Annotated in this window: 21 protein-coding genes and 1 pseudogene; 7 read left to right on the forward strand and 15 right to left on the reverse strand. The window is 71.7% G+C overall.

The window, feature by feature from the left end; translation table 11 throughout:
* Positions 1-313: 313 nt before the first annotated feature.
* Positions 314-1,264, forward strand: a complete 951-nt coding sequence (locus ACFXGI_RS34430) for an endonuclease/exonuclease/phosphatase family protein (RefSeq protein WP_384715601.1) — start codon at positions 314-316, stop codon at positions 1,262-1,264.
* Positions 1,265-1,356: 92 nt separating this feature from the next.
* Here the strand turns inward: ACFXGI_RS34430 and ACFXGI_RS34435 are convergent, their stop codons facing one another.
* The 4 genes from ACFXGI_RS34435 to ACFXGI_RS34450 form a co-directional block, all read right to left on the reverse strand.
* On the reverse strand, positions 1,357-3,111 hold the full coding sequence (locus tag ACFXGI_RS34435; protein WP_384715547.1) for an NAD+ synthase: 1,755 nt from the start codon (positions 3,109-3,111) through the stop codon (positions 1,357-1,359).
* A 109-nt stretch (positions 3,112-3,220) separates the two neighbouring features.
* Positions 3,221-4,492, reverse strand: a complete 1,272-nt coding sequence (locus tag ACFXGI_RS34440) for a hypothetical protein (protein ID WP_384715550.1) — start codon at positions 4,490-4,492, stop codon at positions 3,221-3,223.
* Positions 4,493-4,603: 111 nt separating this feature from the next.
* The gene (locus ACFXGI_RS34445) at positions 4,604-6,253 is read right to left on the reverse strand and encodes a multicopper oxidase family protein (RefSeq protein ID WP_384715604.1); all 1,650 of its coding nucleotides are present in this window, start codon (positions 6,251-6,253) and stop codon (positions 4,604-4,606) included.
* 123 nt (positions 6,254-6,376) lie between these two features.
* Positions 6,377-6,913 carry a hypothetical protein gene (locus ACFXGI_RS34450; protein ID WP_384715553.1) on the reverse strand — a complete coding sequence of 179 codons (537 nt, stop codon included), beginning with the start codon at positions 6,911-6,913 and terminating at the stop codon, positions 6,377-6,379.
* Positions 6,914-6,984: 71 nt separating this feature from the next.
* Here ACFXGI_RS34450 and ACFXGI_RS34455 point away from each other — a divergent pair, with 71 nt between their 5' ends.
* Together ACFXGI_RS34455 and ACFXGI_RS34460 are read left to right on the forward strand one after the other, a co-directional pair.
* Positions 6,985-7,695, forward strand: a complete 711-nt coding sequence (locus ACFXGI_RS34455) for a DUF998 domain-containing protein (RefSeq protein ID WP_384715556.1) — start codon at positions 6,985-6,987, stop codon at positions 7,693-7,695.
* A complete protein-coding gene (locus ACFXGI_RS34460; RefSeq protein WP_384715559.1) occupies positions 7,692-8,588 on the forward strand; it encodes an alpha/beta fold hydrolase in 897 nt (298 codons plus the stop codon). Before ACFXGI_RS34455 ends, ACFXGI_RS34460 begins: the two co-directional genes overlap by 4 nt.
* On the opposite strand, the gene ACFXGI_RS34465 is transcribed toward ACFXGI_RS34460, so the two are convergent.
* The 4 genes from ACFXGI_RS34465 to ACFXGI_RS34480 form a co-directional block, all read right to left on the reverse strand.
* The gene (locus tag ACFXGI_RS34465) at positions 8,573-8,992 is read right to left on the reverse strand and encodes a CBS domain-containing protein (RefSeq protein WP_384715562.1); all 420 of its coding nucleotides are present in this window, start codon (positions 8,990-8,992) and stop codon (positions 8,573-8,575) included. The genes ACFXGI_RS34460 and ACFXGI_RS34465 overlap by 16 nt on opposite strands.
* Positions 8,993-9,122: 130 nt before the next feature.
* A complete protein-coding gene (locus ACFXGI_RS34470) occupies positions 9,123-9,848 on the reverse strand; it encodes a DUF305 domain-containing protein (protein ID WP_384715565.1) in 726 nt (241 codons plus the stop codon).
* Complete coding sequence (locus ACFXGI_RS34475; RefSeq protein WP_384715568.1) at positions 9,845-10,531, reverse strand: DUF3105 domain-containing protein; 687 nt, start codon at positions 10,529-10,531, stop codon at positions 9,845-9,847. Before ACFXGI_RS34475 ends, ACFXGI_RS34470 begins: the two co-directional genes overlap by 4 nt.
* A gap of 72 nt (positions 10,532-10,603) precedes the next feature.
* A complete protein-coding gene (locus ACFXGI_RS34480) occupies positions 10,604-11,014 on the reverse strand; it encodes a hypothetical protein (protein ID WP_384715571.1) in 411 nt (136 codons plus the stop codon).
* Between the two features lie 173 nt (positions 11,015-11,187).
* On the opposite strand from ACFXGI_RS34480, the gene ACFXGI_RS34485 reads away from it, so the two are divergent.
* A complete protein-coding gene (locus tag ACFXGI_RS34485) occupies positions 11,188-12,549 on the forward strand; it encodes a glutamine synthetase family protein (RefSeq protein ID WP_030866929.1) in 1,362 nt (453 codons plus the stop codon).
* A 75-nt stretch (positions 12,550-12,624) separates the two neighbouring features.
* Here ACFXGI_RS34485 and ACFXGI_RS34490 read toward each other — a convergent pair whose 3' ends face one another.
* The 5 genes from ACFXGI_RS34490 to ACFXGI_RS34510 all read right to left on the reverse strand — a co-directional run bounded on the left by ACFXGI_RS34490 (position 12,625) and on the right by ACFXGI_RS34510 (position 17,830).
* Positions 12,625-13,890 (reverse strand): tyrosine-type recombinase/integrase, encoded by a 1,266-nt coding sequence (locus ACFXGI_RS34490; protein WP_384715574.1) that lies wholly within the window; start codon positions 13,888-13,890, stop codon positions 12,625-12,627.
* A gap of 287 nt (positions 13,891-14,177) precedes the next feature.
* Positions 14,178-14,414, reverse strand: coding sequence for a helix-turn-helix transcriptional regulator (locus ACFXGI_RS34495; RefSeq protein WP_384715577.1), 237 nt, complete (start codon positions 14,412-14,414; stop codon positions 14,178-14,180).
* 250 nt (positions 14,415-14,664) lie between these two features.
* On the reverse strand, positions 14,665-16,275 hold the full coding sequence (locus ACFXGI_RS34500; protein ID WP_384715580.1) for an ATP-binding protein: 1,611 nt from the start codon (positions 16,273-16,275) through the stop codon (positions 14,665-14,667).
* Positions 16,272-16,916 carry an HNH endonuclease gene (locus ACFXGI_RS34505; RefSeq protein WP_384715583.1) on the reverse strand — a complete coding sequence of 215 codons (645 nt, stop codon included), beginning with the start codon at positions 16,914-16,916 and terminating at the stop codon, positions 16,272-16,274. The genes ACFXGI_RS34500 and ACFXGI_RS34505 overlap by 4 nt, the downstream gene beginning before the upstream one ends.
* Entirely contained in the window at positions 16,913-17,830 is a 918-nt protein-coding gene (locus ACFXGI_RS34510) for a sigma factor-like helix-turn-helix DNA-binding protein (protein ID WP_384715586.1), read from the reverse strand. Before ACFXGI_RS34510 ends, ACFXGI_RS34505 begins: the two co-directional genes overlap by 4 nt.
* A gap of 213 nt (positions 17,831-18,043) precedes the next feature.
* On the opposite strand from ACFXGI_RS34510, the gene ACFXGI_RS34515 reads away from it, so the two are divergent.
* The 3 genes and pseudogenes from ACFXGI_RS34515 to ACFXGI_RS34525 all read left to right on the forward strand — a co-directional run.
* Positions 18,044-18,376 (forward strand): GntR family transcriptional regulator, encoded by a 333-nt coding sequence (locus ACFXGI_RS34515; protein ID WP_384715589.1) that lies wholly within the window; start codon positions 18,044-18,046, stop codon positions 18,374-18,376.
* Between the two features lie 161 nt (positions 18,377-18,537).
* Complete coding sequence (locus ACFXGI_RS34520; RefSeq protein ID WP_384715592.1) at positions 18,538-19,785, forward strand: XRE family transcriptional regulator; 1,248 nt, start codon at positions 18,538-18,540, stop codon at positions 19,783-19,785.
* A gap of 1,422 nt (positions 19,786-21,207) precedes the next feature.
* Positions 21,208-21,294 (forward strand): annotated as a pseudogene (locus ACFXGI_RS34525) (glutamine synthetase); the annotation flags it as partial.
* Between the two features lie 104 nt (positions 21,295-21,398).
* Here ACFXGI_RS34525 and ACFXGI_RS34530 read toward each other — a convergent pair.
* Both ACFXGI_RS34530 and ACFXGI_RS34535 read right to left on the reverse strand, forming a co-directional pair.
* Positions 21,399-23,495, reverse strand: coding sequence for a PIG-L family deacetylase (locus ACFXGI_RS34530; protein WP_384715595.1), 2,097 nt, complete (start codon positions 23,493-23,495; stop codon positions 21,399-21,401).
* 208 nt (positions 23,496-23,703) lie between these two features.
* On the reverse strand, positions 23,704-25,959 hold a 2,256-nt coding region (locus ACFXGI_RS34535; protein WP_384715598.1), incomplete at its 5' end, for a PIG-L family deacetylase.

Below are 25,959 nucleotides of genomic sequence, written 5' to 3' on the forward strand. Positions count from 1 at the left end.
GCGAGGCGCACTCCCTGCACCCTCATGGCCCCCTCTTGGCCCTCTCATGGTCCCCTCCCCGGCGATTCGGCGCGCGCCGGAGCCAATGTGCGCGTTTCGTGACAAGCGGAACCTCGGCCACACGGCCGTTCGTCCTCCCGGACGTACGGCCGGAACAACGGCACGGAAGGCTTCGTCGATCGCCTAGGGTCAAGGTGCGGGGACGGAGCGCAAGCACGGCAGCGAGGGCAGTGGCATGGCACAGGCGTACATGACGGAGACGGGGAACGGCGGCTCGGAGCCCGAGCCCTCCGGATCCCGCCTCCGGCGCCGAATGGCCGGGCTGAGCCGGGACCGGGGCATCTGGCGGCGCGGGATGGTGACCGCGGCCCTGGCCGCCCTGATCTCGATGATCATGATCTTCCACGCCGAGCTGCCGAACGACGTGGGCAACCTCGGCAGCCTCACCGAGACCTTCCTGCCCTGGCTCGGCCTGGCCGTGCCGCTCCTGCTCGCCGCCGCCGTCATGCGCAAGTCGGCCACCGCGCTGATCGCGATACTGCTGACGGCCGGCGTGTGGGTGAACCTCTTCGGCAGCCTGGTGCTCGACAAGTCCGGCTCCGGCGGCAATCTGGTGGTCACCACCCACAACGTCGACGCCGACAACCCCGACCCGCACGGCACCGCCGCCCAGATCGCCAGGTCCGGCGCCGACGTGCTGGCCCTGACCGAGCTCAAGGGCAGTGCCGTCCCCGTCTACGAGCAGGCCCTCGCGGGCGCGTACAAGTACCACTCCGTCGAGGGCACGGTCGGCGTGTGGAGCAGGTACCCGCTCAGCTCCAGCGCGCCCGTCGACATCAAGATGGGCTGGACCCGCGCCATGCGCACCACCGTGGACAGCCCGTACGGCAAGATCGCCGTCTTCGCCGCCCACCTGCCCTCCGTCCGCGTCAAACTCAACGCCGGCTTCACCGCCAACCAGCGCGACAACAGCGCCGCGGCCCTGGGCAACGCGCTCGCCGCCGAGCCGCTGACGAAGGTCATCCTGCTCGGCGACCTCAACGGAACCATGAACGACCGGTCCCTGTCCGACGTCACCTCGCAGATGCGTTCCACGCAGGGCGCGGCGGGCGACGGCTTCGGGTTCAGCTGGCCGGCCCAGTTCCCGATGGCCCGGATCGATCAGATCATGGTCCGCGGGATCACCCCGGAAGCCTCCTGGACCCTGCCGCGCACCGGCAGCGACCACCTCCCGGTCGCCGCGCGGGTGACGGTGAAGCCGTAGCCCGTACGCCCGTACTCCTGTACGGGTGAGGAAGGGGGCCCCGCCGCATGAGCGGCGGGGCCCCCTTCCTCCGTCCGGCCCGGCGGCCGCGGCTACGCGTGCTCGCGCCAGCCGTTCGTGATGGGCAGCCGGCGGTCCTTGCCGAAGCCCTTCGCGGAGATCTTCGTGCCCGGCGGGTACTGGCGGCGCTTGTACTCCGCCGCGTCCACCATCCGCAGGGTCTTGGCGACCAGCGCGCGGTCGAAGCCGGCTTCGACGATCGCGTCGATGCCCTGGTCACGGTCCACGTACAGCTCCAGGACCGCGTCGAGCACCGGGTAGTCCGGCAGCGAGTCCGTGTCCACCTGGCCCGGGCGCAGCTCGGCGCTCGGCGGCTTCACGATGGAGTTCTCCGGGATCGGCGGCGTCTCGCCGCGCTCGGCCGCGGCCCGGTTGCGGTAGCGCGCGAGCCGGAAGACGTCCGTCTTGTAGACGTCCTTGATCGGGCCGTACGCGCCCACCGAGTCGCCGTACAGGGTGGAGTAGCCGACGGCCAGCTCCGACTTGTTGCCGGGGGCCAGCACGATGTGGCCCTCCTGGTTGGAGACCGCCATCAGCATGGTGCCGCGCAGCCGGGACTGGAGGTTCTCCTCCGCCAGGCCGGTCAGGCCCAGCGAGCCCATGTACGCGTCGAACATCGGCTCGATCGGCACGGTCCGGAAGTTCAGGCCGGTCCGGTCGGCCAGCTCGGAGGCGTCGCCCCTGGAGTGGTCCGAGGAGTACTTCGAGGGCATCGAGATGCCGTACACGTTCTGCGCGCCGATCGCGTCGCAGGCGATGGCGGCGACGAGCGCGGAGTCGATGCCGCCGGAGAGCCCGATCAGGACGGAGCGGAACCCGTTCTTCCTGACGTACGCGCGCAGGCCCACGACCAGCGCGTCGTAGACCTCCTCGTCGTCGTCGAGGCGGTCGGCGTAACCGCCGGTGACCACGGGCTCGTACGGTTCCACCGGCTCCTCGGAGAGGATCACGCGGTCGATCCGCAGCCCGTCGCCGACGAGGCCCTCGGGGGCGTCGGCACGGGCGGCCGGCAGGTCGAGGTCGACGAGGACGCAGCCCTCGGAGAACTGCGGGGCGCGGGCGATGACCTCGCCGTCGGCGCCGACGACGATCGAGTCCCCGTCGAAGACGAGCTCGTCCTGGCCGCCGATCATCGCCAGGTAGGCGAGGGTGCAGCCGGCCTCCTGGGCGCGCTTGCGCACCAGCTCCAGGCGCTGGTCGTCCTTGTTGCGCTCGTACGGGGAGGCGTTGACGGAGATCAGCAGGCCGGCCCCGGCGGAGCGGGTGGCCGGGACGCGGCCGCCCTCCTGCCAGAGGTCCTCGCAGATGGCCAGGGCCACGTCGACGCCGCGCACCCGGACGACCGGCTGGGTGTCGCCCGGCACGAAGTACCGGAACTCGTCGAACACGCCGTAGTTGGGGAGGTGGTGCTTGGCGAAGCGGAGGGCGACCTTCCCGCCGTACAGCACGGCGGCCGCGTTCTCCGGGGACCCGGCCGGGCGGCCGAGCCGCGGCGCGGCCTGCTCCGTACGGTCGAGGTAGCCGACGACGACCGGCAGTTCGCCGAAGCCCTCGGCCGCCAGCCGCTCCGCGAGCTCGCGCAGCGCGCTACGGGAGGCCTCGACGAAGGAGGTGCGCAGGGCGAGGTCCTCGACGGGGTACCCGGTCAGCATCATCTCCGGGAACGCCACCAGGTGGGCGCCCTGTTCGGCGGAGTGCCGGGTCCAGTGGACGACCGAGTCGGCGTTGGCGGCGATGTTGCCGACCTGCGAGTCGATCTGATTCAGAGCGAGGCGAAGTTGAGGCACGGGCCCAGTGTAATCGTCTTTCTGACGCGATGTCCTGGGCCCGTGCCTTTCGCCGTGCCTTCGGTGTGCCGGGCGGGGTGCTCGGGGCAGCCGATGCCGGGTGCTCGGGTCAGCCGATCGAGCCGCTGAACTTCGCGCTGGGCAGCTGGATGCCGGGGGAGATGTCGGCCGAGAGCTGCTCGGTGCCCTCGGGGACCTCGTACGCCAGGATCCCGCTGGCGGACTCGCCCGGCAGGATGTCGCCCCTGATCATCTTCGGGACGTCGCCGCCGTCGAAGGCGAGCTTGGCAGTCATGCCCTTGTCGTCGCGGACGTTGGGCACCGCGTAGATGACGTTGTGGGTCTCGGTGGAGTTGTTGGTGATGGTGAGCGTGAACTCCACCGCGTTCTCGACCGTCGAGTACTTGTTCTTCGTGACGTACTTCTTCGGCTTTGAGAGGGTCACCTTGATGCCGTTCGGGTACGTGTACGTCTCGCCGAACGCCAGCGGGGAAGTGATGCCGGGTACCTGAGTGGGCGAGGGAGTCGGCGACGGCGCCGGGCGCGGCGGCACGCTGCCGTCGAGGTCGGACGGGACCTCCCAGCCCTCGCGGAGCTTCTTGTCGGCCACGTTCGTGACGACGTAGCCGGTGAGGAAGAGGCCTCCGGCCGAGGCGCCGAGGCCGAGCACGGCCAAGACCGTGCCGGTGACGGCCATCGCCTTGCGGCCGGCGCCCTTCGAGGCGCGGACGAGGGCGCCGATGCCGATGCCGATGCCGACCACGGCGAGGATGCCGCCCGCCCAGAAGAGGAACGGGATGATGCCGATGACCACGGCTGCGATGCCGAGCGTGAGGGCGGCGACGGCCAGGCCGTTGGTGGTGCTCGGGGCGGGGGCGCCCCACGGGTTGCCGGGGGCGGCGCCGGGGGCGTTGGCGCCCCAGGGACCGGCGGGCGGTACGGGCGGTACCGGCGCGCCGAACGAGGGGGCCGGGGGCATCGGCGCCGGAGGCGCGAAGGCCCCGCCGGGCGCGGGCGGCGCGAACGGGTCGCCGGGCGCGGGCTGCGGCGCGGGGGCGGGCGCGGGGGCCGGGGCCGGGGCGGGCTGCGCCTCGGGTGCGGGCTCGGGCCGGGCCTCGGGTGCGGGTGCCGGCTCGGGCTGCGCCTCGGGTGCGGGCTCGGGCCGGGCCTCGGGTGCGGGTGCCGGCTCGGGCTGCGCCTCGGGTGCGGGCTCGGGCCGGGCCTCGGGTGCGGGTGCCGGCTCGGGCCGGGCTTCCGGCTCCGGGGTCTTCTCCAGCGAGAGGGGCTGAGCCGGCTCGGCGGCCGGCTCCGGTATGGGCGTGCCCGCAGGCTCCGTCGGCGGACCGGACGGGCTGTCGGGCTGGTTCGGGGGCGTGCTCATACCTGGCGGGAATCCTCACGGGTGGTGTACGCGGTGATCACCAAGCCTGCCATGCGCCCCCGACAGCCCCAAAGGGGTTTGGCCCCGGGGGCCAAACCCCTTTCGCAGGAGCTACCGCCGGTAGCCGAGGACCGTCATCATCCCGGCCTCCGCGTGGTACACGTTGTGGCAATGCACCATCCACAGCCCGGGGTTGTCGGCGTCGAAGTCCACCGTCAGCCTCCCCTTCGGCAGGATCAGCGCGGTGTCCTTGCGTGCCCCGCCCGCACCGCCGCCCAGGGCGAAGGTGTGCCCGTGCAGGTGCAGCGGGTGCCACATCGTTGTGGAGTTGTTGAACTCCAGCCGGACCCGCTCGCCCGCCTTCACCGGGTGCCGCTGGTCCGGGGTGTACGGCTTGCCGTCGAAGGCCCAGTCGTACGCGGCCATCCCGCCGGTGAGTTCGATCCCGATCGTGCGGTCCGGCGTACGGGCCGCCAAGGCGGCGGGCTCGGCCGCCCGCAGCGCGTCCGCCGTCAGCGGCCTGCCTGCCAGCTCGGCGGGCCGGGTCGCGGCCGTGGGCGCGGTACCCGGCCCGGTGCGCAGCAGGGCGAGCGCCGACGCCGATCCGCCCTTGCCCTCGGCGAGCGCGGTCAGCGGGAACACCCCGTCCTGCGCGGTGACCAGTACGTCGTACCGCTCGCCCATGCCGAGCAGCAGGGAGCCGGTCTTCGCGTGCTCCACCGGGTAGCCGTCGGTGTGGGTGACCGTCAGTTCGTGGCCGCCGAGGGCGATCCGGAAGGCGGTGTCCGCGCCCGCGTTGACGATCCGCAGCCGGATCCGGTCGCCGGGCCTGGCGGTGAAGACCGAGGGGTCCTGCGCCGTCCGGCCGTTGACCAGGTAGTACGGGTACGCCACGTCGCCCGGGTCCTTGCCGAGGACGTCGCTCTCCCCGCCCATGAGCAGCCGCGAGGGCGCGCCGCCGGCCGCCGGGGTCTGCGGGGCGGCGGCGCCGCCGTGGCCCGCGTGGCCGCCGCCCGCCCTCATGTCCATGCCCTTGCGGAGCTCGGCGAGGACGCTGTCCGGGGTGGAGCCGTCCACTCCGTCGACCCAGTCGTCCAGGACCACGACCCACTCCTTGTCGTAGGAGAGGGGCTCCTTCGGGTCCTCGACGACGAGCGGCGCGTACAGGCCGCGGTCCTGCTGCGCCCCCGAGTGGGGGTGGAACCAGTACGTCCCCGGGTGCGGGACGGCGAAGCGGTACGCGAAAGACGCGCCCGGCGCGATCTCCCGCTGGGTCAGGCCCGGGACCCCGTCCATGTCGTTGCGCAGGGCGAGGCCGTGCCAGTGCAGGGAGGTGGCCTGCGGGAGGTTGTTGGCCAGGGTCAGGGCGAGGGTGGCGCCCGCGGTGACCCGGACCTCCTGCCCGGGCAGCCGGTCCCCGTACGCCCAGGAGCGGACGGTGAGTCCGCCGCCGAGGTCGAGCGGGGTGGCGGTGGCGGTCAGCTTGAACTCGGAGACCGGTCCGGTGGCCTTGCGGGCGGCCTCGGCGGCCTGCACCTCGGGCCCGGCGGGGTCCACGTAGCCGCCCGGCGAGGCGGCGGGGGAGGGGCCGCCGTGGTTCATGGACCCGTGGTCCATGCCGGCGCCGGCGCCGGCCGCGCCGGAGCCGGCGTCGGAGCAGGCGGCGAGCAGCCCCGATCCGGCGAGGGCGGCGGTGGCGCCGAGGACGGCCCGGCGGGTGGGACGGTCGGGACGGTCGGGACGGTCGGGAAGAGAGCGCAGGCGGTCGGGAAGAGAGCGCACGGAAGCACCTCGTGGCGTGTGTCGTACGAGCGGATGGGCGCCGTCTGCTGCCGCCGCCGGGGCCCTGTGCGCGGGCGTGCGGGGGCGGCAGCGGGCCCGTCGCTATACGCGCAGTACCGCCAGCCGGGTGAGGATTTCGCGGGGTGAGGGCGGGTCGGGTCCGCCGGACCGGCCCGGCGCGCGGGCCGCGCCCCCGAGCGGCGCGGCGTCGCGGAGCCCGGCCGGTCCGGCGCCCAGGATCAGCAGGGTGAGCCCGCCGAGCACGGCCAGGCACACCGACATGGGGTCCATGCCGGAGCCGGGGAGCGGTGCCCCGGCGGCGGGGGCCCGGTCGCCCGGGGCGTGCCGCTCCGGCATCCGGCCCGTGACGTGGTCCGCGGTGTGCTCCGGGGCCTGGTCTGCGGCCTGGTCTGCGGCCATGCGGCCGGAGGCGTGGCCGGAGGTGTGGCCGGAGGTGTGGCCGGCCGCACGCACGGCCGGGGCAACGGCGGCGACCGGAGCCGCGTCCTCCATGGTGTGGGACCGACTCGGATGGCCCAGGGTGTGCATGGTGACGATGCCCAGGAGCAGCGCAGCGAGCAGCAGCAGCCGGGGCCACCGGGCGGCTCGCTGTGCGGTGCGCTGGGCAGGGCGCGTCATGGGCGGAACCCTACCCCGGGTGGGTATCTGACCGTAGGACCGGGTCCGCCGTGTTGAGGATGATGCGCAATATGTCCACCAATCCCGAAAAGGGACTGTTCGTGAAGAGCCCGTGGCCGGTCGCCCTCCTCATCGGCCTGGGCGCCGCCGCGTACACCGCCTGGGTGCTCGAGGTGGTCCTGTCGACCGGCCTGAACCCCATCGAGACGTACGTCAGCGAGCTCGCCGCCCAGGACCAGCCGCTCGGCGGGCTGTTCCGGGCCACGGACTTCACCGCCGGCCTGCTCGCCTTCGCGGGCGGCCTGCTGGGGCTCGTCCGGCAGCTGTGGGACGGCGGATCCCGGCGGCCCTGGTCGGTCGTCGGCTGGGCGGGCGTCACCCTCTTCGGTGCGGCCACCGCCGCCGACGCCTGGCTCCCGCTCAGCTGCACGCCCACCGTGGATCCCGTGTGCGCCGCCCGGGAGACCGCCGGCCTGGTCCCGGCCACCCACCAGGCGCACGCCGTCAGCAGCAGCCTCGCCATGACCGGCGCCCTCGTCGGGATAGTCGCCCTCACCTTCGCCGCCCGCCGCTACCGCCGGCTCGCCCCGCTCGCCCGCTACGGACCCGCCCTGGTGGTGCTGGAACTGCTGGCCACCGTCTGGACCCTGACCGCCATCGCGCTGTTCACCGCAGGGCGCGGGACCTGGGCGCTCGGCGCCGGGCAGCGGATGCAGGTGCTGCTCGTGGCGCTCTGGCTGGGCCTGCTCGCGTACTCCGTCCACAAGGAGCGGCGCACGTGACGGCGGGGTACCGCGGCGAGCGCTTCGTACGGGTGGACGGGGTTCCCCTGCACGTCGTCGTCGAGGGGACCGGGCCCACCGTGGTGCTGAGCGCCGGGCTGGCCATGGCCTGGTTCGACTGGGACCGCGTCGCCGCGCTGCTCGTCGCGCAGGGCCGTACCGTGGTCCGCTTCGACCGCCCCGGGCACGGGCTGAGCGCCCCCGCCGCCGCCCCGCCGACCGCCGCCGGGGAGGCCCGCCGCATCGCCGGGCTGCTGGATGCGCTGGGCCTGGGCGGCCGACCGGCCACCATCGCCGGGCACTCGATCGCCGGGTTCCACGCCGAAGCCTTCGCCCGCCTGTACCCCGAGCGCACCGCCGCCCTCGTCCTGGTCGACACCAGCATCGAGGAGGACCCCCGGACGGCCCTGCCCGCCGGGGTGCGCACCGGCGCCGCGCGCGTGCTCGGCCGGGCCCTGACCGCCGCGGGGCTGCCCGCCGCGCTGGGGCCGCTCGCGCGTCGGGCCGCCGTACGGGGCTCCCGCACCGGCGGCTCCGACCTGGCCGCGCGGGACCTCGTACGCCGCGTCTACCGCACCGGCCGGGTGTGGCGCGGCGCCCTGCTGGAGAACGCCCGCTACCCCGATGTCGCCGCCGAGGTGCTCGCGCTGCGGACCGGGCGCCCGCTGGCCGTGCCCGCCACCGTCCTCGCGGGGTACGACGGCTCGGCGGGGCGGGGGGCGCTGCGGTGGCTCGCGCGCCAGGCGGAGCTGGCCGTCCGGCTCGGAGCCCGCTTCGAGGTCGCCGAACCGGCGGGGCACCTGGTCATGCTGGACAGCCCGCGCCGGGTGGCACGGGCGGTCCTGGACGTGGAGGTGCCGGACGCGGGGGTGGCCGGTCAGCGCCTCGCGTAGACCTTCTCGACGAAGCCCGCCAGCTGGTCCTCGGAGAGGTGCTGGGCCAGGTCGGCCTCGCTGATCATGCCGACCAGCTTCTTGTTCCTGATGACCGGCAACCGCTTGATCTGGTGGCTCTCCATCTCCTCCAGCACGTCGGTGACGTCCGCGCCGGCGTCGATCCAGCGCGGGGTGCCCTGGGCCATGTCACCGCAGGTGACCTTCGCCGGGTCGTGCCCCTTGGCCACGCAGTTCACGACGATGTCGCGGTCGGTGAGGATGCCGCACAGCCGCTCGTCGGCGTCGCTGATGGGCAGGGCGCCCACATTGAGCCGGGCCATCAGCTGGGCGGCCCGGTCGAGGGTCTCGGTGGCGGGGATCCACTGGGCCCCGGGGTGCATGATGTCTTCGGCGGTCGTCATCGCTGAACCTCCCTGAGCGCCGTTCACGGCCGGTCGCGGACGCGCTCGGCCGCGGCGTTCCCCACGCTGCGGAGCACACGCTCGTACGGTGGGAGGACGCCTCCTCCTCCCACCGTACGAGCGTGTCCCGTCACCCGCGCGGTGCGGCCCCGCGCTGTTTCAGCATGTCCGCCATGAGGGTGAGCTCCGACTGCTGCGCCTCGACCATGCCCTGGGCCAGCGCCCGCTCGGCGGGCGTCTCGCACTGCGCCGCGCAGCCCTGGGCCATCGCGACGCCGCCCTTGTGGTGGTCGGTCATCAGCTGGAGGTAGAGGACCTCCGCGTCCCGGCCCTCGGTGGCGCCGAGCTGCGCGAGCTCCTCCTTGGTGGCCATGCCCGGCATGAGCGCGCCGGGCTTGGCGGTGGCGCCGCCCACGTCGTGCCCGGCCATGTCGTGCCCGCTCATGTCGGATCCGCTCATGTCGTGCCCGGCGTGGCCGCCGTGCCCGTCCGCGGACCCCATCCAGGACATCGGCGGCTCGTCGGCCACCACCTTGGGCAGTCCCCACAGGTCCAGCCAGCCCAGCAGCATGCCCCGCTGGTTGGCCTGCGTGTTGGCGATGTCGTACGCGAGTCCGCGCACCGGCTCGTCCTTGGTGCGGTCCCGCACGATGAAGGACATCTCCACCGCCTGCTGGTGGTGCACGGCCATGTCCCGGGCGAAGCCCGCGTCCGGGGAGTGGAGGCCGGGCGCGCGGGCCGTCGTACGGGAGCCGTCGCCGTCGCCGTCGCCGCTCGCGGAGGCGACCGTGGCCGCCACCGCGAACAGCAGCGCGAGCAGGACGGCCGTCCCGGCCGCCCAGTACGTACGGGTCACTTCTCGGCCAGCCCGTTGGTGCAGGCCGCGCCCGGCTCGGGGGTCTGCTGGCCCTGCACGTACTTGGTGAGGAACTGCGCGACGCGGGGGTCGTCCGCCTTGTCCACCGTCAGCTGCTTGCCCCAGGCGCTCAGCATGATCGTGCCGGCCTGCTCCTTGTCCGGGCTCATCAGCGTGTACGGGGTCTTGGCCACCTTCCCGGCGAGCGCGTCGACGTCGCCCTTGGCGGCCTTCTCGTTGTACGTCACCCAGACCGCGCCGTGCTCCAGCGAGTGCACGGCGTTGACCTCGGGGATCGCGTTCTTGTAGACGTCGCCGTTGCAGTTCATCCAGCGCGGGCTGTGGTCGCCGCCGACCGGCGGGTTCATCGGGTACTTCACGGGGGTCTCGACGTGGTTGCGGCCCAGCGTCTTCGCGTCCCAGGACTGCTCGCCGGTCACCGGGGTCTTGCGGGCCTCCGCCGCGGCGGCCTCGGCCTTGCGGACAGCCGCGGCCGCGGCGTCCTTCTTCTCCTTCTTGTCGATCATCACCCATGCGCCGAATCCGACGAGCGCGGTGACGACGGCCACGGAGGCGATGATCGCGACGGCCTTGTTGCGCCGGTCGCGGGACTGCTCGGCGCGGCGCATCTCGGCTATGCGCGCCTGGCGGGAGTTGCTGTCGGGAGAGGTGCTGCTGGCCATGTGCCCTGAATCCTTCTGCTGAGGGGGGTGGAGGGATGGATCCGGTGGAGCGCGGTAGGGCGCCCGGACCCGTCAGGTCCGCAGCACTTGGAGGGCATGGAGGTCAGGGGCGCGCGCGAGGGTCCCGTGCGGCCGGGCCGGCCCGCCGCCGACGGCGCGCGCGACGGGATCCGGGGCCGAGCCCGGCCCGGTCACGGCCGGCGGCGGGGCGGGCAGCACGCCCGGGGCCACGTGCGAGAAGGGGGAGCAGCCGGGCGGCTCGTCGGGGGCCACGCAGACGGCGCGCGCGGCGGAGCCGGCGGATACGGCGGAGCCGATGGTCCCCGCGGCGGTCGCCGAGGCGGTCGCCGCGGGGTGCGGCTCTCCCGGCCGTACGCACAGGAACAGCGCTCCGAACAGCACCGACAGGGCGACCGCGATGACGGCACGCCGACGTACGTGGCGCCCGATGCGCCCGCGTCGTATGTGCTCCCGGCCCCCCATGGGCGCAGATGGTAATGCTCATGACGGCCCCGAGGTCAGTGCGGGGGTGCCGCGACCTGTCAAGGATGCGTAATGTGGCGGAAACCGCGGCTGGCGATACTGGGCCCGCCCGACTGTGCCCCCGCCACTCGGGGGAGTGGTGCACAGGCCGTCTGAACTGCGAGGATGAAGGCATGGACAAGCAGCAGGAATTCGTCCTCCGGACGCTCGAGGAGCGCGACATCCGGTTCGTGCGCCTGTGGTTCACCGACGTACTGGGCTTCCTGAAGTCCGTCGCGGTCGCCCCCGCCGAGCTGGAGCAGGCCTTCGACGAGGGCATCGGCTTCGACGGATCGGCCATCGAGGGCTTCGCCCGGGTCTACGAGTCCGACATGATCGCCAAGCCGGACCCCAGCACGTTCCAGATACTGCCGTGGCGCGCCGAGGCCCCCGGGACCGCCCGGATGTTCTGCGACATCCTGATGCCGGACGGCTCCCCTTCCTTCGCGGACCCCCGCTTCGTCCTCAAGCGGATCCTGAACAAGACCTCCGACCTGGGCTTCACCTTCTACACCCACCCGGAGATCGAGTTCTTCCTGCTGAAGGACAAGCCGCTGGACGGGACCCGCCCGGTGCCGGCGGACAACTCCGGCTATTTCGACCACACTCCGCAGAACGTGGGCATGGACTTCCGCCGCCAGGCGATCACCATGCTCGAATCCATGGGCATCTCGGTCGAGTTCAGCCACCACGAGGGCGCCCCGGGCCAGCAGGAGATCGACCTCCGCTACGCCGACGCCCTCTCCACGGCCGACAACATCATGACGTTCCGCCTGGTGATGAAGCAGGTGGCCCTGGAACAGGGCGTCCAGGCCACGTTCATGCCCAAGCCCTTCTCCGAATACCCGGGCTCGGGCATGCACACCCACCTCTCCCTCTTCGAGGGGGACCGCAATGCCTTCTACGAGTCGGGCGCCGAGTACCAGCTCTCGAAGGTCGGCCGCTCGTTCATCGCGGGCCTGCTGCGCCACGCCGCGGAGACGGCGGCGGTCACGAACCAGTGGGTGAACTCCTACAAGCGCATCTGGGGCGGCTCCTCCCGCACGGCCGGCTCGGGCGGTGAGGCCCCCTCGTACATCTGCTGGGGCCACAACAACCGCTCGGCCCTGATCCGCGTCCCGATGTACAAGCCGGGCAAGACGGGCTCCTCCCGCGTGGAGGTCCGCTCGATCGACTCGGGCGCCAACCCGTACCTGACGTACGCCGTGCTCCTCGCGGCCGGCCTCAAGGGCATCGAGGAGGGCTACGAACTCCCGGCGGGCGCCGACGACGACGTCTGGGCCCTCTCGGACGCCGAACGCCGCGCGATGGGCATCGAACCCCTCCCCCAGAACCTCGGCGAGGCCATCGCCCTGATGGAGCGCAGCGAACTGGTGGCCGAAACCCTCGGCGAGCACGTCTTCGACTTCTTCCTGCGCAACAAGAAGCAGGAGTGGGAGGAATACCGCTCGGAGGTCACGGCCTTCGAACTCCGCAAGAACCTTCCGGTCCTGTAACCGCAGGTCAGGCGGCATTCCGAGGCCGAGCTACACTCAGAGCCAGCGGCACTCAGCCGCTGGCTCTGAGTCGCCTCACTCACCCTGGGCCGTCTGTGGGCCGTCCGGTGCGGAACCGGTGGCCTCATACATCCCGTCCACGGCCTTCCGGGTCCGGCCCTCACTGCTCGGCATCAGGTGCGTGTACGTGCGGAGCGTGAACCCGGGGTCGCCGTGGCCGAGGTACGTACTGAGAGCCTTGATGTTCTCCCCGGCGTCCAGGAGCACCGACGCGTAGAAGTGCCTCAAGGCGTGCATCCCGTGCTCGCGCGCGGCCTCGTGGCGTTCGCCCGGTTTCGGCTCTGCGATCACCCCGGCCTCAACGAGCGCGGGCTTCCACACGCGGGTGTTGAAGTCGGTCCGCCTCACCGCTCCGCCACCGGCGAGCGAGAAGAAGAGTCGCTTGGTGACCGCGGGCCCGTCAGGGCGAAGCCAGGGCAGGGAGACGTCCACGGGGGCGAACTTCTCGCTGTGCAACTTGAGTACGTGCGCGACGTGGTCGGGGAGGGGGACGTCCCGCTCCTTCCCTCGCTTGGGCGGAGAGAACACGAGATGACCGTTGACCACCTTCACCTGGCAGGCGACGTGGAGCCATCCGGTCTCGTGATTGACCGCGTCGACGGTGAGGCCGAAGATCTCGCCTTGCCGTAGGCCGCAGCCACCGCCCGCGTCGGCCATGGCACGGAACCGCTCGGGGAGCGCGGCCCGTACGGCGAAGACACGCTCAGCGGCCCACGGTCGTACGCGCGGAATCCCGGCAAGGGGCGCTCGGACCGACGTGGCTCGGCAAGGGTTCTTGAGGAGACGCCCGTCCTCGACGGCCGCCGTCAGCACCGCCGACACGGTGTTGAAGATGACGCGCCGGTAGGACGACATCGGGAGGACGGTCTCCAAGGTGCCCAGCCACTCCCGGATGTGCTCGGGCTTGAACGAGTCGAGCGGGCGTGACCCGATGTAGGGGAACGCGTGGCGCCGGAGCTGGACCTCCACGGTGGTGCGGGTGGTCATGTCAGTCGTCTGACCCGTGAGCCATTTCTCCCCGTACTGCTGGAAGGTGGTTCGGCCGGCGGCCGGGTCGATGTAGGTCCCCCGGGACATATCCGCCTCGATGTTGGTGAGCCACTTCTCGGCGAGGCGCTTCTGTCGGTCGGGGAAGGACTTGTTCTTCTCGGTGCCGTCAGGACCGATGTAACGGGCGCGGTAGCGCATACCGGAGCCGTGACGGTCGGTCTTGACCCGCGTGGTCTTGCCGTTCGCGTCCGTCTCGGTCTTGAACCAGCGGTCTTGGATATGGCCAGCCATGAGGCTGACTCCTCTCGGTGGGGTGGGTACAGGGAGGCGGACGGGGGTCCGCCGGTGGGATTCCGTGGGAGTGTTAGGGCTCCCAGCGGGCGTGCCTCCCTGCCTCCCTAAAAGGGTGTTCGGGCAGGTCAGACAGAGGGAGGTGGCCCAGGGAGTCAGTCAGGGAGTTCTCCCTGTCTCCCTGACACCTCCCTGGTGTCAGGGAGGTGTCAGGGGGTGGTGTCAGCGGGTCTGACACCGCGTTTGCCTAGGGGTTTGGGTGTCAGCGCGCGTGACGGTGTCAGGTGTCAGGCAGCGTCACGGTCGGCCTGGTCGCGGATCCAGGCGTGGACGGCGGCCGGGTCGTAGCGGACGTGGCGGCCGACTCGGAATCCGGGCGGCCCGGTGCGCTTCTTGCGCCAGCCGTAGACGGTCTCGATGGGGACGGTGAGCATGGAGGCGAGGTCTTCGGGGGTCAGGTACCGGTCGGGTAGTCCGGCGCGGAGGATCGCGCGGGGGTCTTCGTCCGGGCTGTTGGCAGGCATGGGGTGGGTGACTCCTCGTGTCCGTGGCGGCGTGCTGAGGGTCGGTGCGGTCGCGGTCCTAGAGAGTTGCTGCATCGCAGCGTCCGCAGCGCCCCAGCGTCCGGAGACTCGGTATCCGTGCAGGTCGGGCGCGGTTTTCTGTGTGGACGCTGGTGTGGACACTGCGGACGTTGGCGGGGGCTAGCGTCCGCAGGGGCTGACGTGCCCGGGCCGCTGGTGCGCGGCCCGGTCCGGGGGTGATCCGGCGGTGTCAGTGCTGTTCAGGGATGGTGCGGCCTTGTCCGAGTGATGCCACCTCGGGCCAGAGCGGGTCTTGCGGGGGTGTGGACGCTGCGGGCGGGGCGGGGTCGATGCGGGAGAGGACGAGTAGCCGGTGGCGGTGCCGGTCCTGGCTACGTTGCGTGTCGTCCACGGCCACCCCGATCGACCGGAGCAAGGGCGCGAGCCGTTTGATACGGCCGCTGGCCCGGGTGGCGTCCTTGGGCCAGCCCTGGGGGCGGAACCCTCCCGGGGTCGGGAGCTGTTCCAGGAGTTGGGCGGCGGTCCCGGTCCAGGTCCCGCAGTCTTCTACGAGGTTGGCGACGGCCGCGCCGAAGGGGTCGCCTTCGAGTGCGTCTCCGGCGACGTTCGCTGAGGTGGCGAGATAGGAGTCCAGGGTGTGCCACTCCTGGACCTGGTCGACGGCCGCGAGGACGCGAGCGAAGTCGGCCATGCGTGGCATGGACTCCAACTTGATACTGGGCAGGACCGCGAGGACGGCCGCCAGGAGGTCGAACAGGGCGCCCAGGACGGCGGGGCGTACCGCGGCGAACGCGGCGTCCAACTCCTCCTCGGTGCGACGCTGATCCTCCTCGATGAGCTGCAAGTCCAGCATGAGCAGCCGCTCGGCCAGGTCCCCGGCCAGAGCCCCGGCGTCGATCGTCGTCATGGACAGGACCCGCCGGAAGGAGAGCACGACCACGTCGTCGTCGGTGTAGAGAGCGCGGTCCACGATCCCGTCGCCGGTCACGGCCTTGCACAGGGTGTCGGACAGCCAGGGCGGAATCATGCTGATGTTGTCCAGGCACAGGGCCCAGGAGTTGAAGGCCTGAGCCGACCAGGCCTTGATGTCCCGGGGTTGGCTCCGCTTGCTGGCGGGGGAGGGGTCGATGAGGTTGACGACCATCTGCGCGGTCTTCGACTTCCCTGTGCCCTGCTCGCCCTTGCAGGTGAGGATCGGGTGAGGGATGTGCGGGATCCAGGCGGCGACGAGCCAGCCGACGAGCTGGTGAAAGGTGGGCTCGTCCATGTTCAGCAGGGCGTGGAGCTTGGCCAGGCCGTCGCCGTCCAGGAGGGGCGGGGGCATTGGCGCCATGGCTCCGGATCGGCGGAACAGGATCGGGGAGCGGTCCACGGTGTGCCAGCCGCCGGCCGACACGGTCACCGCGCGGCCGTCCGCGCTGCCGAGGTCGACGACGATGCCGTTCGGTCCTCCCCCTACTCGCAGGTCGACGGGTACTGGATCGTCGGTCTCGGCGATGCCTTCCAGGACGGTCATGGCGTCGGCGAGGGCGGACTGGGAGGCGACGTCGCCGTCGTAGGTGTCGGCGTACTTGCGGGCGAGACGCTGGCGCAGTCCGGCCCGGCCACGCAGGGGGAGCGCGATGTTCGGCCCGTCGATCGCGACCGCGTACGGGCGGCCGTCGGTCGAGATGACGAACGTGTACCCCTCACGGGCCAGAGCGACGAGCCGGGCTGCCGCTGAAGGCTTCTTCCCCTCCCCGGTCGCAGCGTCGGCCGGGGCCGATCGACTGGTCTTCTGCGGGCCGGTCGAGGGCTTTGCGTCGGTGGTCTTGGCGTGGCCGTTCACGGCAGTGTTCACGCCAACTCCCTTCCATGGGTGCGGGCGGGATGGTGGGGGTCGGAGCACAGTCGGGTGCGGGTCGATCGATCGGCTCGTGACCTGAGGTGGACGGCCATACGGGGCTGCTCGTGAACACGGTGAACGCCCTGGTGAACCCCCGACCGTCCACCCGACTCGAAGGCCGTCCTGTCGGCCGACTGACGGGCGTGCGCCAGGCGGGCCAGCAGTCGCAGAACGTCCGGCGTGAACATCGCAGTCGACCGGTGAACATCGACCCGATCCACTCGACTTCCACCCGACTCGATCAGCGGACTTTCCCCATCCGGCGGGGTCGACTGGTCGAGGGGGGAAGACGGGTGGACGCCGGGGTGGACGATCGGGGCGTCCACCCCCTCCACCGACCCGATCAGCAGTAGAGCGATCAGCAGCGGGAGGCGGTCGGCCTTGGCGTCGTTGCAGGGGCGGCAGGCCAGCACGAGATGGTCAGCGGACCATGTGCGGAACAGGCGGATCGGCACCACGTGGTCGAGGGTCGCGTCCCGCAGATCGGTGAAGGACTGGCGGCAGTAGGTGCAGCAGGCCCCGTCCCGCCGGGCGAGGAAACTTTTCCTCGCCCGGCGGCGGGCCGCATTGAGGCGCGGACGGCCGTGCAAGCTCACGCTGCCACCGCCATGTCGCTAGTAGTCAGGGCGCGCAGCGACTTGGCGCAGGCACCCAGGACCGGCAGCACCTGGTAGCGCGGGACGCCGAGCTGACGTGCGACGTCCGTGATGTTGAGTCCCTGCCCGACATGCAGGAGCAGGGCCCGCCGGGAGATCTCGTCCATCCGCAGCAGGGCGGCCTGCTGGGCCACGCTCATCCGGGCCAGCTCCTGCCGTTCCCAGCGCGGCAGCGTATCCACGGCCACGGGCTCCCCTGACAGCTCCGGATTGTCGATCTGGAGCAGCAGCAGCGCCGTTTCCACCAGCCGGTTGGCCGTGGGGTAGCTGCACCCCACGTGCTCCGCCACCAGTCGCATGTTCATGCCTTCCAGCCGGAGCAGGAGCGCCTGACGTTCGCGCTCCGGGAGGGCGGAGACCATCGTGTCCAGGTAGGCCGGGAGCACGGTCCGCACGCACCCGCTGGGCATCAGCGGGCACAGCCGGTTGCAGATCACCGGGTCGCTCCAGTCCACGGGAGCCTCCCCAGACATGCCGCGCCGCAGGTGCTGGTGGATCTGGGTCTTGACCTGGGCGAACAGGAAGATGCGGCGGTCATCCTCGCTCAGAGGGTCCGGGCCCATCAGTGGCTTGGTGGTCTCGCGGGCGACAGCAACCCACGTCTCCTGGACGATGTCCTCCGCCAACGCGGCGGCCTCCGAGCGACGCATCCCACGGTTCATCAGCTTGCGCTGTGCGTAGCTCTCCAGCCGCCCGCCGCCGAACTCGGCGTACAGCGCGGCCAAGCGCTCCGATTGCGCGGGCGTCAGCGGGACGATCTCCCCGTTCTGTAACTTCCGCCCACCAGGGCCGTTCCCCGTCGGGCCTGTGACGTCGGTCTGCTCCGTGGGCTGCTTCGTGAGAGTTCCGGGCATGATGGATACACCCCTCAGTGGGTCGGGGAGCGGCTGACTGCTTGGCGGTAGGTGGCCGCTCCCTGTCGAAGCCCTGGTTGTGACCAGGGCTTTTCTGCTTTCCGGTGCCCTTTCGGGCGTCTCAGCTGCTAACTAGCGTGCACTAGTGCGTGCTAGTCGTCAAGGGTCCTGGAGTGGCGTGCACTAGTTCGCTCTGGTGGGTACGCTCAGGGCATGACAGCTACGGGAGGACCCAAGTCGAAAGCCGCCCAAGTTGCCGACGCGCTGCGGGCGGAGCTGAGGTCGATGCGTCCTGGTGAGAGGCTTCCTACGCAGAGGGAGCTGGTGGAGCGCTTCGGGTACGCCGGCCAGACCATCCAGAACGGCCTTGCCATCCTGCGTGCCGAAGGGGCGATCGTGTCTGCGGGCAACCTCGGGAACTTCGCAGCTGGCGGTGCAGGGCAGGACGATAAGCCGGACGAGATCAAGGAAATCCGCTCCCAGGTTCAGGCGTTGACTGAACGCGTCGCAGAGCTGGAATCGCGATGCAGCGCTTGTGGTGATTGATCTGCAACCAGCTTGCGGCGGCGGGGTGTTGATCCGTAAGTGACACCGAGGTGGCAGCCATTCGGACGGCGGGGACACTCCCGAAGTCCCCTGACTGTCCCCTTGCGTGTCCCCTGGGGCGACAGGCAAGACTCGCGTTAGGCACTCGGGAGAGAGGGCACATGAGCGACGACAGGCCTGCATGGGCACGACGGATGGCGGCAGAGCGCGCGGCACGGGACTGGTCGCAGCGAGACGCGGTAAGGGCGCTTCGGGCCCATGCCCCAACCGAGCTTCCCGCCGACGAAAGCCTGATCCGGCAGTGGAAGCGCTGGGAGTCAGGCGCTACCCCGAACGACTTCTACCGTCCGATCATCGCGGCCATGTTCGGCACCGTGACGAACGCGCTCTTCCCGGCTCCCGGTCGGCGGGACGGGAACCGGGAGATCCTGGAGGCGAGCGGCATGGAAACCCTGGAAATCGTGAGTCGGCTCAACCGCTCCGACGTCGACAACGCGACGCTGGACGCGCTCCGCATTACGACCGACCGACTGTGCTCCGAGTACCCGTTCATGCCCAGCGAACAACTCCTCATCGAGGGTCGGCAGTGGCTCCGACGGGTCGTTGACCTGCATTCCAAGAGCCTCACGCTCGCACAGCACCGCGAGGTGCTCGCGCTCTCCGGCTGGCTCGCCCTGCTTGTTGGCTGCGTTGAGTACGACTCCGGTGAGCGGCACGCCGCTGAGTCGACCCGGCGGGCCGCGCTCTCCATAGCGACCGAGTCCGACCACGGCGAGGTGGCAGGTTGGGCACACGAGATGCGTGCATGGTTCGCCCTCACGACCGGCGACTACCGCGGCGTCATCGCGGCAGCCCAAGCCGGGGCGGAAGTCGCAGAGCACCACGGCGTCGCCGTCCAGCTCGCGGCGCAAGAAGCGAAGGCGTGGGCGAGGCTCGGGGACCGGCGACAGGTCGAGGTGGCTCTGGACCGTGGCCGGCGCATGCTCGAAGGGATGCCGCACCCGCAGAACCTCGACAACCACTTCGTAGTGGACCCGGCCAAGTTCGATTTCTACGCGATGGACTGCTACCGGCTGGTGGGTGAAGACAAGCTCGCGAGCACCCTCGCCGAGGAGGTGCTCCGGGCGGGAACGGACTTCGACGGGACGGAGCGGGCCCCGATGAGGAACGCGGAGGCTCGCGTCACGCTCGGCGTGACGGCTGCCCGAGCGGGTGACCTTGAGGGGGCCCTCATTATGGGTGAGCGCGCGCTCCAGGGTGACCGCCAGTCGGTGCCGTCGCTCATCATGACCAGCCGTGAACTGGCGGCGGAGATGAAGCGTCGGTACAGCACCGAACCGGCGGCTCAGGACTACCTCGCTACCCTCCGGACCCTGGGCCAGGAGAAGCCCGGTTTCCTGCCCGGCTAGCGCGCGGTGCTCAGCCTCGAAGCCCCGGTTTCCGGTCGGATGCCGGGGCTTCACGTATCCCCTGCTAGTCGCTAGATCCCAGGTCAACGGCCCTTCAAGTCGCTAGGACTGGTGCTAGACCTAGCGACACTTGTTGCTAGACCTAGCACCCGGTACCGGGCCTCTGTGAGTGGAGGAACTGGAAGGAGCGGCCTTCGGCCGCCGACCCTTGGCAGCTCGCTGCGCTCGCGCTCGACGCTCAGTGGGGCATCAGAGCGTGGGCGACTGGCAGGGCGTCACGGGTGTGACGCCCCAGCGTCACGCCTCGTTGGGCGTGACGGCCTGGCTGGCCTCGGTGCCCCGGACCTGCGTGCCTCTGGCGTCACGGCTGCCGTGACGCCCGTGACGCTGAGCCTCATTCCGAGGCGCCGTGGGGCGGTTACCGGTTACCGGTTACAGGCCGCGTGGACGCCGGTTCGCGCTGTTCAGGGCGGGGAGGGGCGGTGTCATCGGCCTGTAACCGGTAACCGGTAACCGCGTCCTCTGACTGTTTTGATCTTCCTGCCGTCGCCCGCTGGCAGCCGTATCGAAGAGGCCACCCGGCCGCGCCTCGGTGGCCTCTTCGTCTCGCGGCCGCGCCGAGTGGGGGCGTAGCGTCCGCAGAGCCTTTCCCTAGGGACTGCTTTGACCTGCGGTGATGCTCTTAGCCGGGGGTGGGTGCTCCGGACGCTGCGGACACTGTTGGACGCTAGCCAATTCCTCTAGCGTCCGCACGATTCGTGCAGGTCAGAAGGGGTTGAGAGTGACCGGCGGGCGCTGCGGACGCTGTCTTCTCTCAACTCTCTAGGACGGCAGCAGCGTGGCCTTCCAAGGAGGGGGTGGCCGCATTCCTTGGAAGGCCACGCAACGGGAGCCCGACGGCCTATCGCTCGTACAGCCGCTCCCCTCCCACGTGGCTCTTGGTTAGAGCGGCCACGTGGGAGCGGCAGCCGCCCGGGGTGGTTCCTCTGTACGGCCGGTAGGCGCCGAGAGGTCGTCCGCCCAGAGGGCGGTCCTTCCTGCCCTTCGTCGTGACGATCGGCCGCCGGACAAGCAAGAGGAGCACCACGCCCGGCGTGCTCCTCTTGCTTGTCCCGGCGGCCTTCCGATAGCGACCGAGGCGAGTCCCGGAAAACTGACCTGAGGTCGGATCCTGGCGTTTCTCCTGCGCGGTCGCTACCTGCTAACAGCCTGATCAACACCGGTTTCGGTCGCTATCAGGGTTGCTAGCGCTAGCAAGGCGTGCTGCTACCGGTAGCGAGTCCTGGGGTTCGGCTCCCGGGCCGTCTGGGGGCCGTCAAACGCCCGCCAAGGTTCACCATTGGCGACCGATGGTGACCGCTCGAACCCTGCCGATACGGGGCTTGCGGAGGGTCTCCCAAGGTCGGCAACGGGCCGAATGACTTCCTGCGCAACAAGAAGCAGGAGTGGGAGGAGTACCGCTCGGAGGTCACGGCCTTCGAACTCCGCAAGAACCTCCCGGTCCTCTAACCGCAGGCCAGAGCCTAATCGGGGCAAGCACGACCCTCCGGGCCGGTGGTCACTGACCACCGGCCCGGAGTCGTCTCGCGGGCCCGGGGCCGGCGGTGTGGGGGTTACTTCGGGGGGACCGCTTTGTGCCAGGGGGTTCGGGGGGGTTGGGGGCGGGTGGGGGGTGGGGTCGTCGTGACGTGGAGTTCGGCGTCCAGGCCCAGGACCGCCGTCGTCGTGGCACCCGCCGGTTCGAGGACGCCGGCCGGGGCGCCCGCGTAGAGCATCTGCGACTCCGCCCACGCCGGCGGGCCGCCGAGGCCCGTCGTGCCGGCCGTGCCCGTGTCCGCGCGGCCCGACAGGAGGCGGCCCGCGACGCCGACCGCGCCGTAGCCCGCCCGGCCGCCGGCCTCCGAGACGCTGGAGACCTGCGGCTTGTCGGAGCCCGCGGTGACCAGGGCCGTACGGACGACCCCCGAGTCGGGGCGCCGGAAGTAGAGCCGGACACCCGCGCCCTCCGCAGCCGCCGACAGCGGGACCGTGGTGGCGGGCAGGCCCGTCGGGAAGGGCCCCTGGAGCGGGGCGCCCGGGGCGGGCTGGGTCCAGGCCAGGACGGATTTGGTGGTGGTGGCGTACACCTGGCGCCGCCCGGCGGTGTCGACCGCCGTCACCGGGTCGCTCTGCAGGTCCTCGCCGCCCAGGTGCTGCCAGGCGCCGAAGACGCCGTCCGGCCGCTGCTCGCGGGCGCGCAGCGTGCGGCGTGAGTCGCGGACGTAGACGGTCAGCAGGCCGTCCGGGGTCACGGCCGCCGCGGGCGCGCTGATCGAGGACGTGCCCTCCTCGTCGGCGCCCTCGGGGGTGCCGAGCGACTGCCACGGCCCGAACGGGCCGTCGGGGGCGCCCTGGACTGCGTACACGATCTCGCGCCGGTAGTCCGACGGCCCCGGGCCGAGGACCGTACGGGTCGCGAGGACCGCGACGCGGCCGTCGGGGAGGCGGGCGCTGCTCGCGCCCGGGTCGATGCCGGTGCCGGGGAGCAGCTGCGGACCGGTCCAGGCGGCGGTGGCCGGGCCGCCGGGCCGGGTCCAGACCGCCATCTGCCCGTCCAGGGCCGCGAAGGCGTAGAGCCGGCCGCCGGCGCCCGCCGCCAGCCAGGAGGTGTTGTCGGCGCGGGCGTAGCGCAGCGACTGGGCCCAGTTGCGGCCGGTCGGGCTGCTCGCGACCTTGCGGTCGCCGCAACCGGAGGGACTGCCGCAGTAGTTCTCGTGGTCGAGCCAGGCGTACGTCTTGAGGAAGCCGATCTTCGTCTCGGCCGTCTGCGGGTCCAGCGCGTGCGGGAGGGTGCCGTTGTGGTAGCCGAGGTAGTTCTGCACCGAGAACCGCGGCCGGTCCGTGACCTGGGCGGCGTACGCGGCGGTCGCCGCCTGCACGAAGCGGGCGCCGTACATGTGGTCCTGGTGATCGGTGTACTTGCCGGTGTCGTGGTAGCGGCCCGGCGTCGGGTCCTGCATGCGTATCGTCGTCGGCTTGTACAGCGCGAGCAGCCCGGCTATCGACCGGACCACCTGGTCCTTGGTGTACGTGGACTGCTGCCTGACCGGCGTTCCGGAGGCCAACTGGGCTTCGAGCGCCGGTATCTTGCCGTTCCACAGCCCCCGCAGGCTGTCCGGGTTCTCGGCGGTGGGGTTGCGGGCCTCGCGCATCTGCAGCCAGACCAGGTTGACCTGCGGCCGGGCCATGAGCACGTCGAGCTCGGCCTGGCCGCCGCCCGCGGTGGGTATGACCGTGCGCTTCCAGGCGCTGGTGCGGTCCCCGGTGACCATCTGCGCGTACGCGCAGCGGATGCCGTTCTGCCGCGCCTCGGCGTAGTGGGCGCGGTCGGCGGGCTGCTCCGGGTCCTTGGCGCCGGCCCCGTTGGCCTCGTTGCGGCCGTCGGCCTCGCCGGAGGTCAGGTAGACGGTGGTGAGCTGCAGGCCGGCGGTCAGCGAGCGGCTGAGGTCCGGGTTCATGAAGAACAGGTCGTCGTCGGGGTGGGCGACGACCTGGACGACCGATCCGGAGGTGGTGCTCGCGGTCAGCGTGAAGTCCGGGCCCTGCTTCTGGGTGTCGGTGGCCTCTGCCGACGTCTGCTGGCCGGTCGCGACGGCGAGCACGCCGGTGGCACCGACGGTGAGTACGGGAAGGAGGGCAGCGAGGAGGAAGCGGCGACGGGCAATCGGCATCGGTCACGCCTTGGGTCGTTCCGGGCGGGAAGAACGGCAGTTCAGTCAGTTCGGCACAAGTGGCTCAAGCGGCTCAGTCAGTGAGAGGCCAAATCGGGCGACTTGGTTCACCGATGTGCTCGATGACTCCTGCTTTCCGGAAACGACCGGATGTGATTGTGCCGTGTGCATTTCGGTTCCCGGGCACGCGCCCGGGATGTGGACGCGGTCAGCGAGTCGCTGCGGGCGGAGCCGTGTTGCGCGGGCCCACCGGCAGCCACGGCGCCAGGTGCGCGTCCGCGTCGTCCGCCGACGAGGTCACGTACAGCCGCGCGTCGAGGCCCACCACCGCCAGGCTGACCGTGTCCCTCCCGGTCTTCGTGGACGACGGAGCCCCGACGAACATCAGCGGCGACCGCTCCCACGGCCGCCCCTCGCCGAGGCCCGCGCCCAGCAGCCCGCCCGCCGAGCGGCCGGCCAGCACGTGCCCGCTCGCCGTCACCGAGCCGAAGCCCTGGAGTCCGCCGAGGTCGGTCAGGTGGTTCACCTTCAGCCCGCCCTCGCCCGTCACCAGGGCGGTACGGACATTGCCCGAGCCCGGCTTGCGGAACCACAGCCGCACCCCGCCCTCGCGCCCCTCCGCGGTGAGCGGGAGCGTCGTGTCCGGCAGCCCGGTGGGGGTGGCCGGCCCGAGCGGGGCGCCCGGCTTCGGCTGCACCCAGCCCACCACCGACTTGGTGGTCGCCGCGAACACCATGCGCCGCCCGGCGCCGTCGGCGGCGGTGACCGGGGTGCCGTGCAGGTCGGCGCCGCCGTACGAGGCCCACGGGCCCCAGCCGCCGCCCGCGAGCTGCACCCGCCCGCGCAGCGAGCCCGCGCCGTCGCGGACGTACGCCGCCAACTGCCCGCCGCCGTCGACCGCGACGGCCGGGGCGCTGATGTCGGAGGTCCAGTTCTCGTCGGCGGTCTCGGGCGTGCCGAGCGACTGCCAGTCCCCGAACTCCTCGGCGCCCGGGCCCTTCTGGACGGCGTACACGACCTCCCGCCGGTAGTCCGTGGGCCGCGCGCCGAAGGAGGTGCGCGTACCGAAGGCGGCGATCCGCCCGTCCGGGAGGGTGACGGTGGCCACGCCCGGGTCCATGCCGGTGCCGGGCAGCAGGCGCGGACCGCTCCACGCGCCGATGGGGCCGGAGCGGTGCCAGAGGGCGACCTGGCCGTCGAGCACCTTGAAGGCCCACAGACCGTGCTCCTTGTCGGAGGTCAGCCAGGACGTGCCGGTGCCGCGGGCGTAGTTGACGGTCGAGGTCCAGCCGTTGCCGGCGGGGTGGTCGGCGACCTTGAGGTCGCCGCAGCCGGCGTTGCTGCCGCAGTGGTTCTGCTTGTCGAGCCAGGCGTAGGTGCCGAGTATGTCCAGCTTCTCCTTCGCCTCGTCCGGGCCCAGGGCGCTGGGCAGGGAGCCGTTGAAGTAGCCGACGTAGTTCTGCACCGCGAAGTGCGGGCGGTCCTTCGCCTCGACGCCCTTCGCGTACGCGGCGAGGGCGGCCTGCACGAAGCGGGCGCCGTAGAAGTGGTCCTGGTGGTCCGTGTACTTCCTGGTGTCCGGGAAGCGGCCGGGGGTGGGGTCCTGGGCGCGGACGGTGGTCGGCTTGTACTGCTCCAGGACGCCGACGAGGGTGCGGACCACCTGGTCCTTGGAGTACGAGAACCGCTGCTTGACGGGGGTGCCGGAGGCGAGCTGGGCGCCGAGCGCGGATATCTTGCCGTCCCACAGGCCGTGCAGGCTGTCGGGGGCGCTGTCGTAGACGGTGCCGGCCTCGCGCAGCTGCAGCCAGACGAGGTTGACCTCGGGCTTGGCGACGAGGACGTCGACCTCGGCGTGGCCGCCGCCCTGGGTGGGGACGACGGTCCGCTTCCAGGCGCTGTCGCGGTCGCCGGTGGCCATTTGGGCATAGGCGGCGCGGATGCCGTTCTGGCGGGCTTCGGCGTAGGCGGGCTTGTCGGGCGGGGTGGAGGCCTGCTTGCCCTCGGTGGCGTTGATGCCGTCCGCCTCGCCGGCGGTGAGGTAGACGGTGGTGACGGGGTGGCCGGCGGCTATGGAGTACCGCAGGTCCGGGTTCATGAAGTACAGGTCGTCGTCGGGGTGCGCGACGATCTGCAGCACCCGGCCGGGGTCGGGCGCGTCGGCGGCTGCCGCCGGAGCGGGGCCGGACCGGTCGCCGCCGATGCCGCCGAGCGCCTCGGAGCCGCGCAGTACGAACATGCAGCACGCGGCGGCGGCGGCGAAGCCGGCCACCGCCTTGACCACCCGCCCCCGGCGCCGGGCGCCCACCGGCGCTTCGGCCCGGCCGGAGCGGCGGGAGGCCGGCCCGGCGCCGCCGGCCTGCCGGCCGGTGGCCGCGTCCGCCGGGTCCTCGGCGCGTGCACGGCGTGCGGCGCGGCGGCCGCCGGGGGCGGGGGTTCGGGCTTCGCCGGAGCGGTCGTCGGC

It is taken from the genome of Streptomyces sp. NPDC059355 (genome assembly GCF_042752335.1).
In the GTDB taxonomy this organism is placed as follows: domain Bacteria; phylum Actinomycetota; class Actinomycetes; order Streptomycetales; family Streptomycetaceae; genus Streptomyces.

Bases quoted from the DNA above. Each gene is read 5' to 3' on its own strand.
- ACFXGI_RS34430 (WP_384715601.1), top strand. From the start codon at position 314: ATGGCCGGGCTGAGCCGGGACCGGGGCATCTGGCGGCGCGGGATGGTG.
- ACFXGI_RS34440 (WP_384715550.1), bottom strand. From the start codon at position 4,492: ATGAGCACGCCCCCGAACCAGCCCGACAGCCCGTCCGGTCCGCCGACG.
- ACFXGI_RS34450 (WP_384715553.1), bottom strand. From the start codon at position 6,913: ATGACGCGCCCTGCCCAGCGCACCGCACAGCGAGCCGCCCGGTGGCCC.
- ACFXGI_RS34455 (WP_384715556.1), top strand. From the start codon at position 6,985: ATGTCCACCAATCCCGAAAAGGGACTGTTCGTGAAGAGCCCGTGGCCG.
- ACFXGI_RS34465 (WP_384715562.1), bottom strand. From the start codon at position 8,992: ATGACGACCGCCGAAGACATCATGCACCCCGGGGCCCAGTGGATCCCC.
- ACFXGI_RS34475 (WP_384715568.1), bottom strand. From the start codon at position 10,531: ATGGCCAGCAGCACCTCTCCCGACAGCAACTCCCGCCAGGCGCGCATA.
- ACFXGI_RS34480 (WP_384715571.1), bottom strand. From the start codon at position 11,014: ATGGGGGGCCGGGAGCACATACGACGCGGGCGCATCGGGCGCCACGTA.
- ACFXGI_RS34485 (WP_030866929.1), top strand. From the start codon at position 11,188: ATGGACAAGCAGCAGGAATTCGTCCTCCGGACGCTCGAGGAGCGCGAC.
- ACFXGI_RS34490 (WP_384715574.1), bottom strand. From the start codon at position 13,890: ATGGCTGGCCATATCCAAGACCGCTGGTTCAAGACCGAGACGGACGCG.
- ACFXGI_RS34495 (WP_384715577.1), bottom strand. From the start codon at position 14,414: ATGCCTGCCAACAGCCCGGACGAAGACCCCCGCGCGATCCTCCGCGCC.
- ACFXGI_RS34510 (WP_384715586.1), bottom strand. From the start codon at position 17,830: ATGCCCGGAACTCTCACGAAGCAGCCCACGGAGCAGACCGACGTCACA.
- ACFXGI_RS34515 (WP_384715589.1), top strand. From the start codon at position 18,044: ATGACAGCTACGGGAGGACCCAAGTCGAAAGCCGCCCAAGTTGCCGAC.
- ACFXGI_RS34520 (WP_384715592.1), top strand. From the start codon at position 18,538: ATGAGCGACGACAGGCCTGCATGGGCACGACGGATGGCGGCAGAGCGC.
- ACFXGI_RS34530 (WP_384715595.1), bottom strand. From the start codon at position 23,495: ATGCCGATTGCCCGTCGCCGCTTCCTCCTCGCTGCCCTCCTTCCCGTA.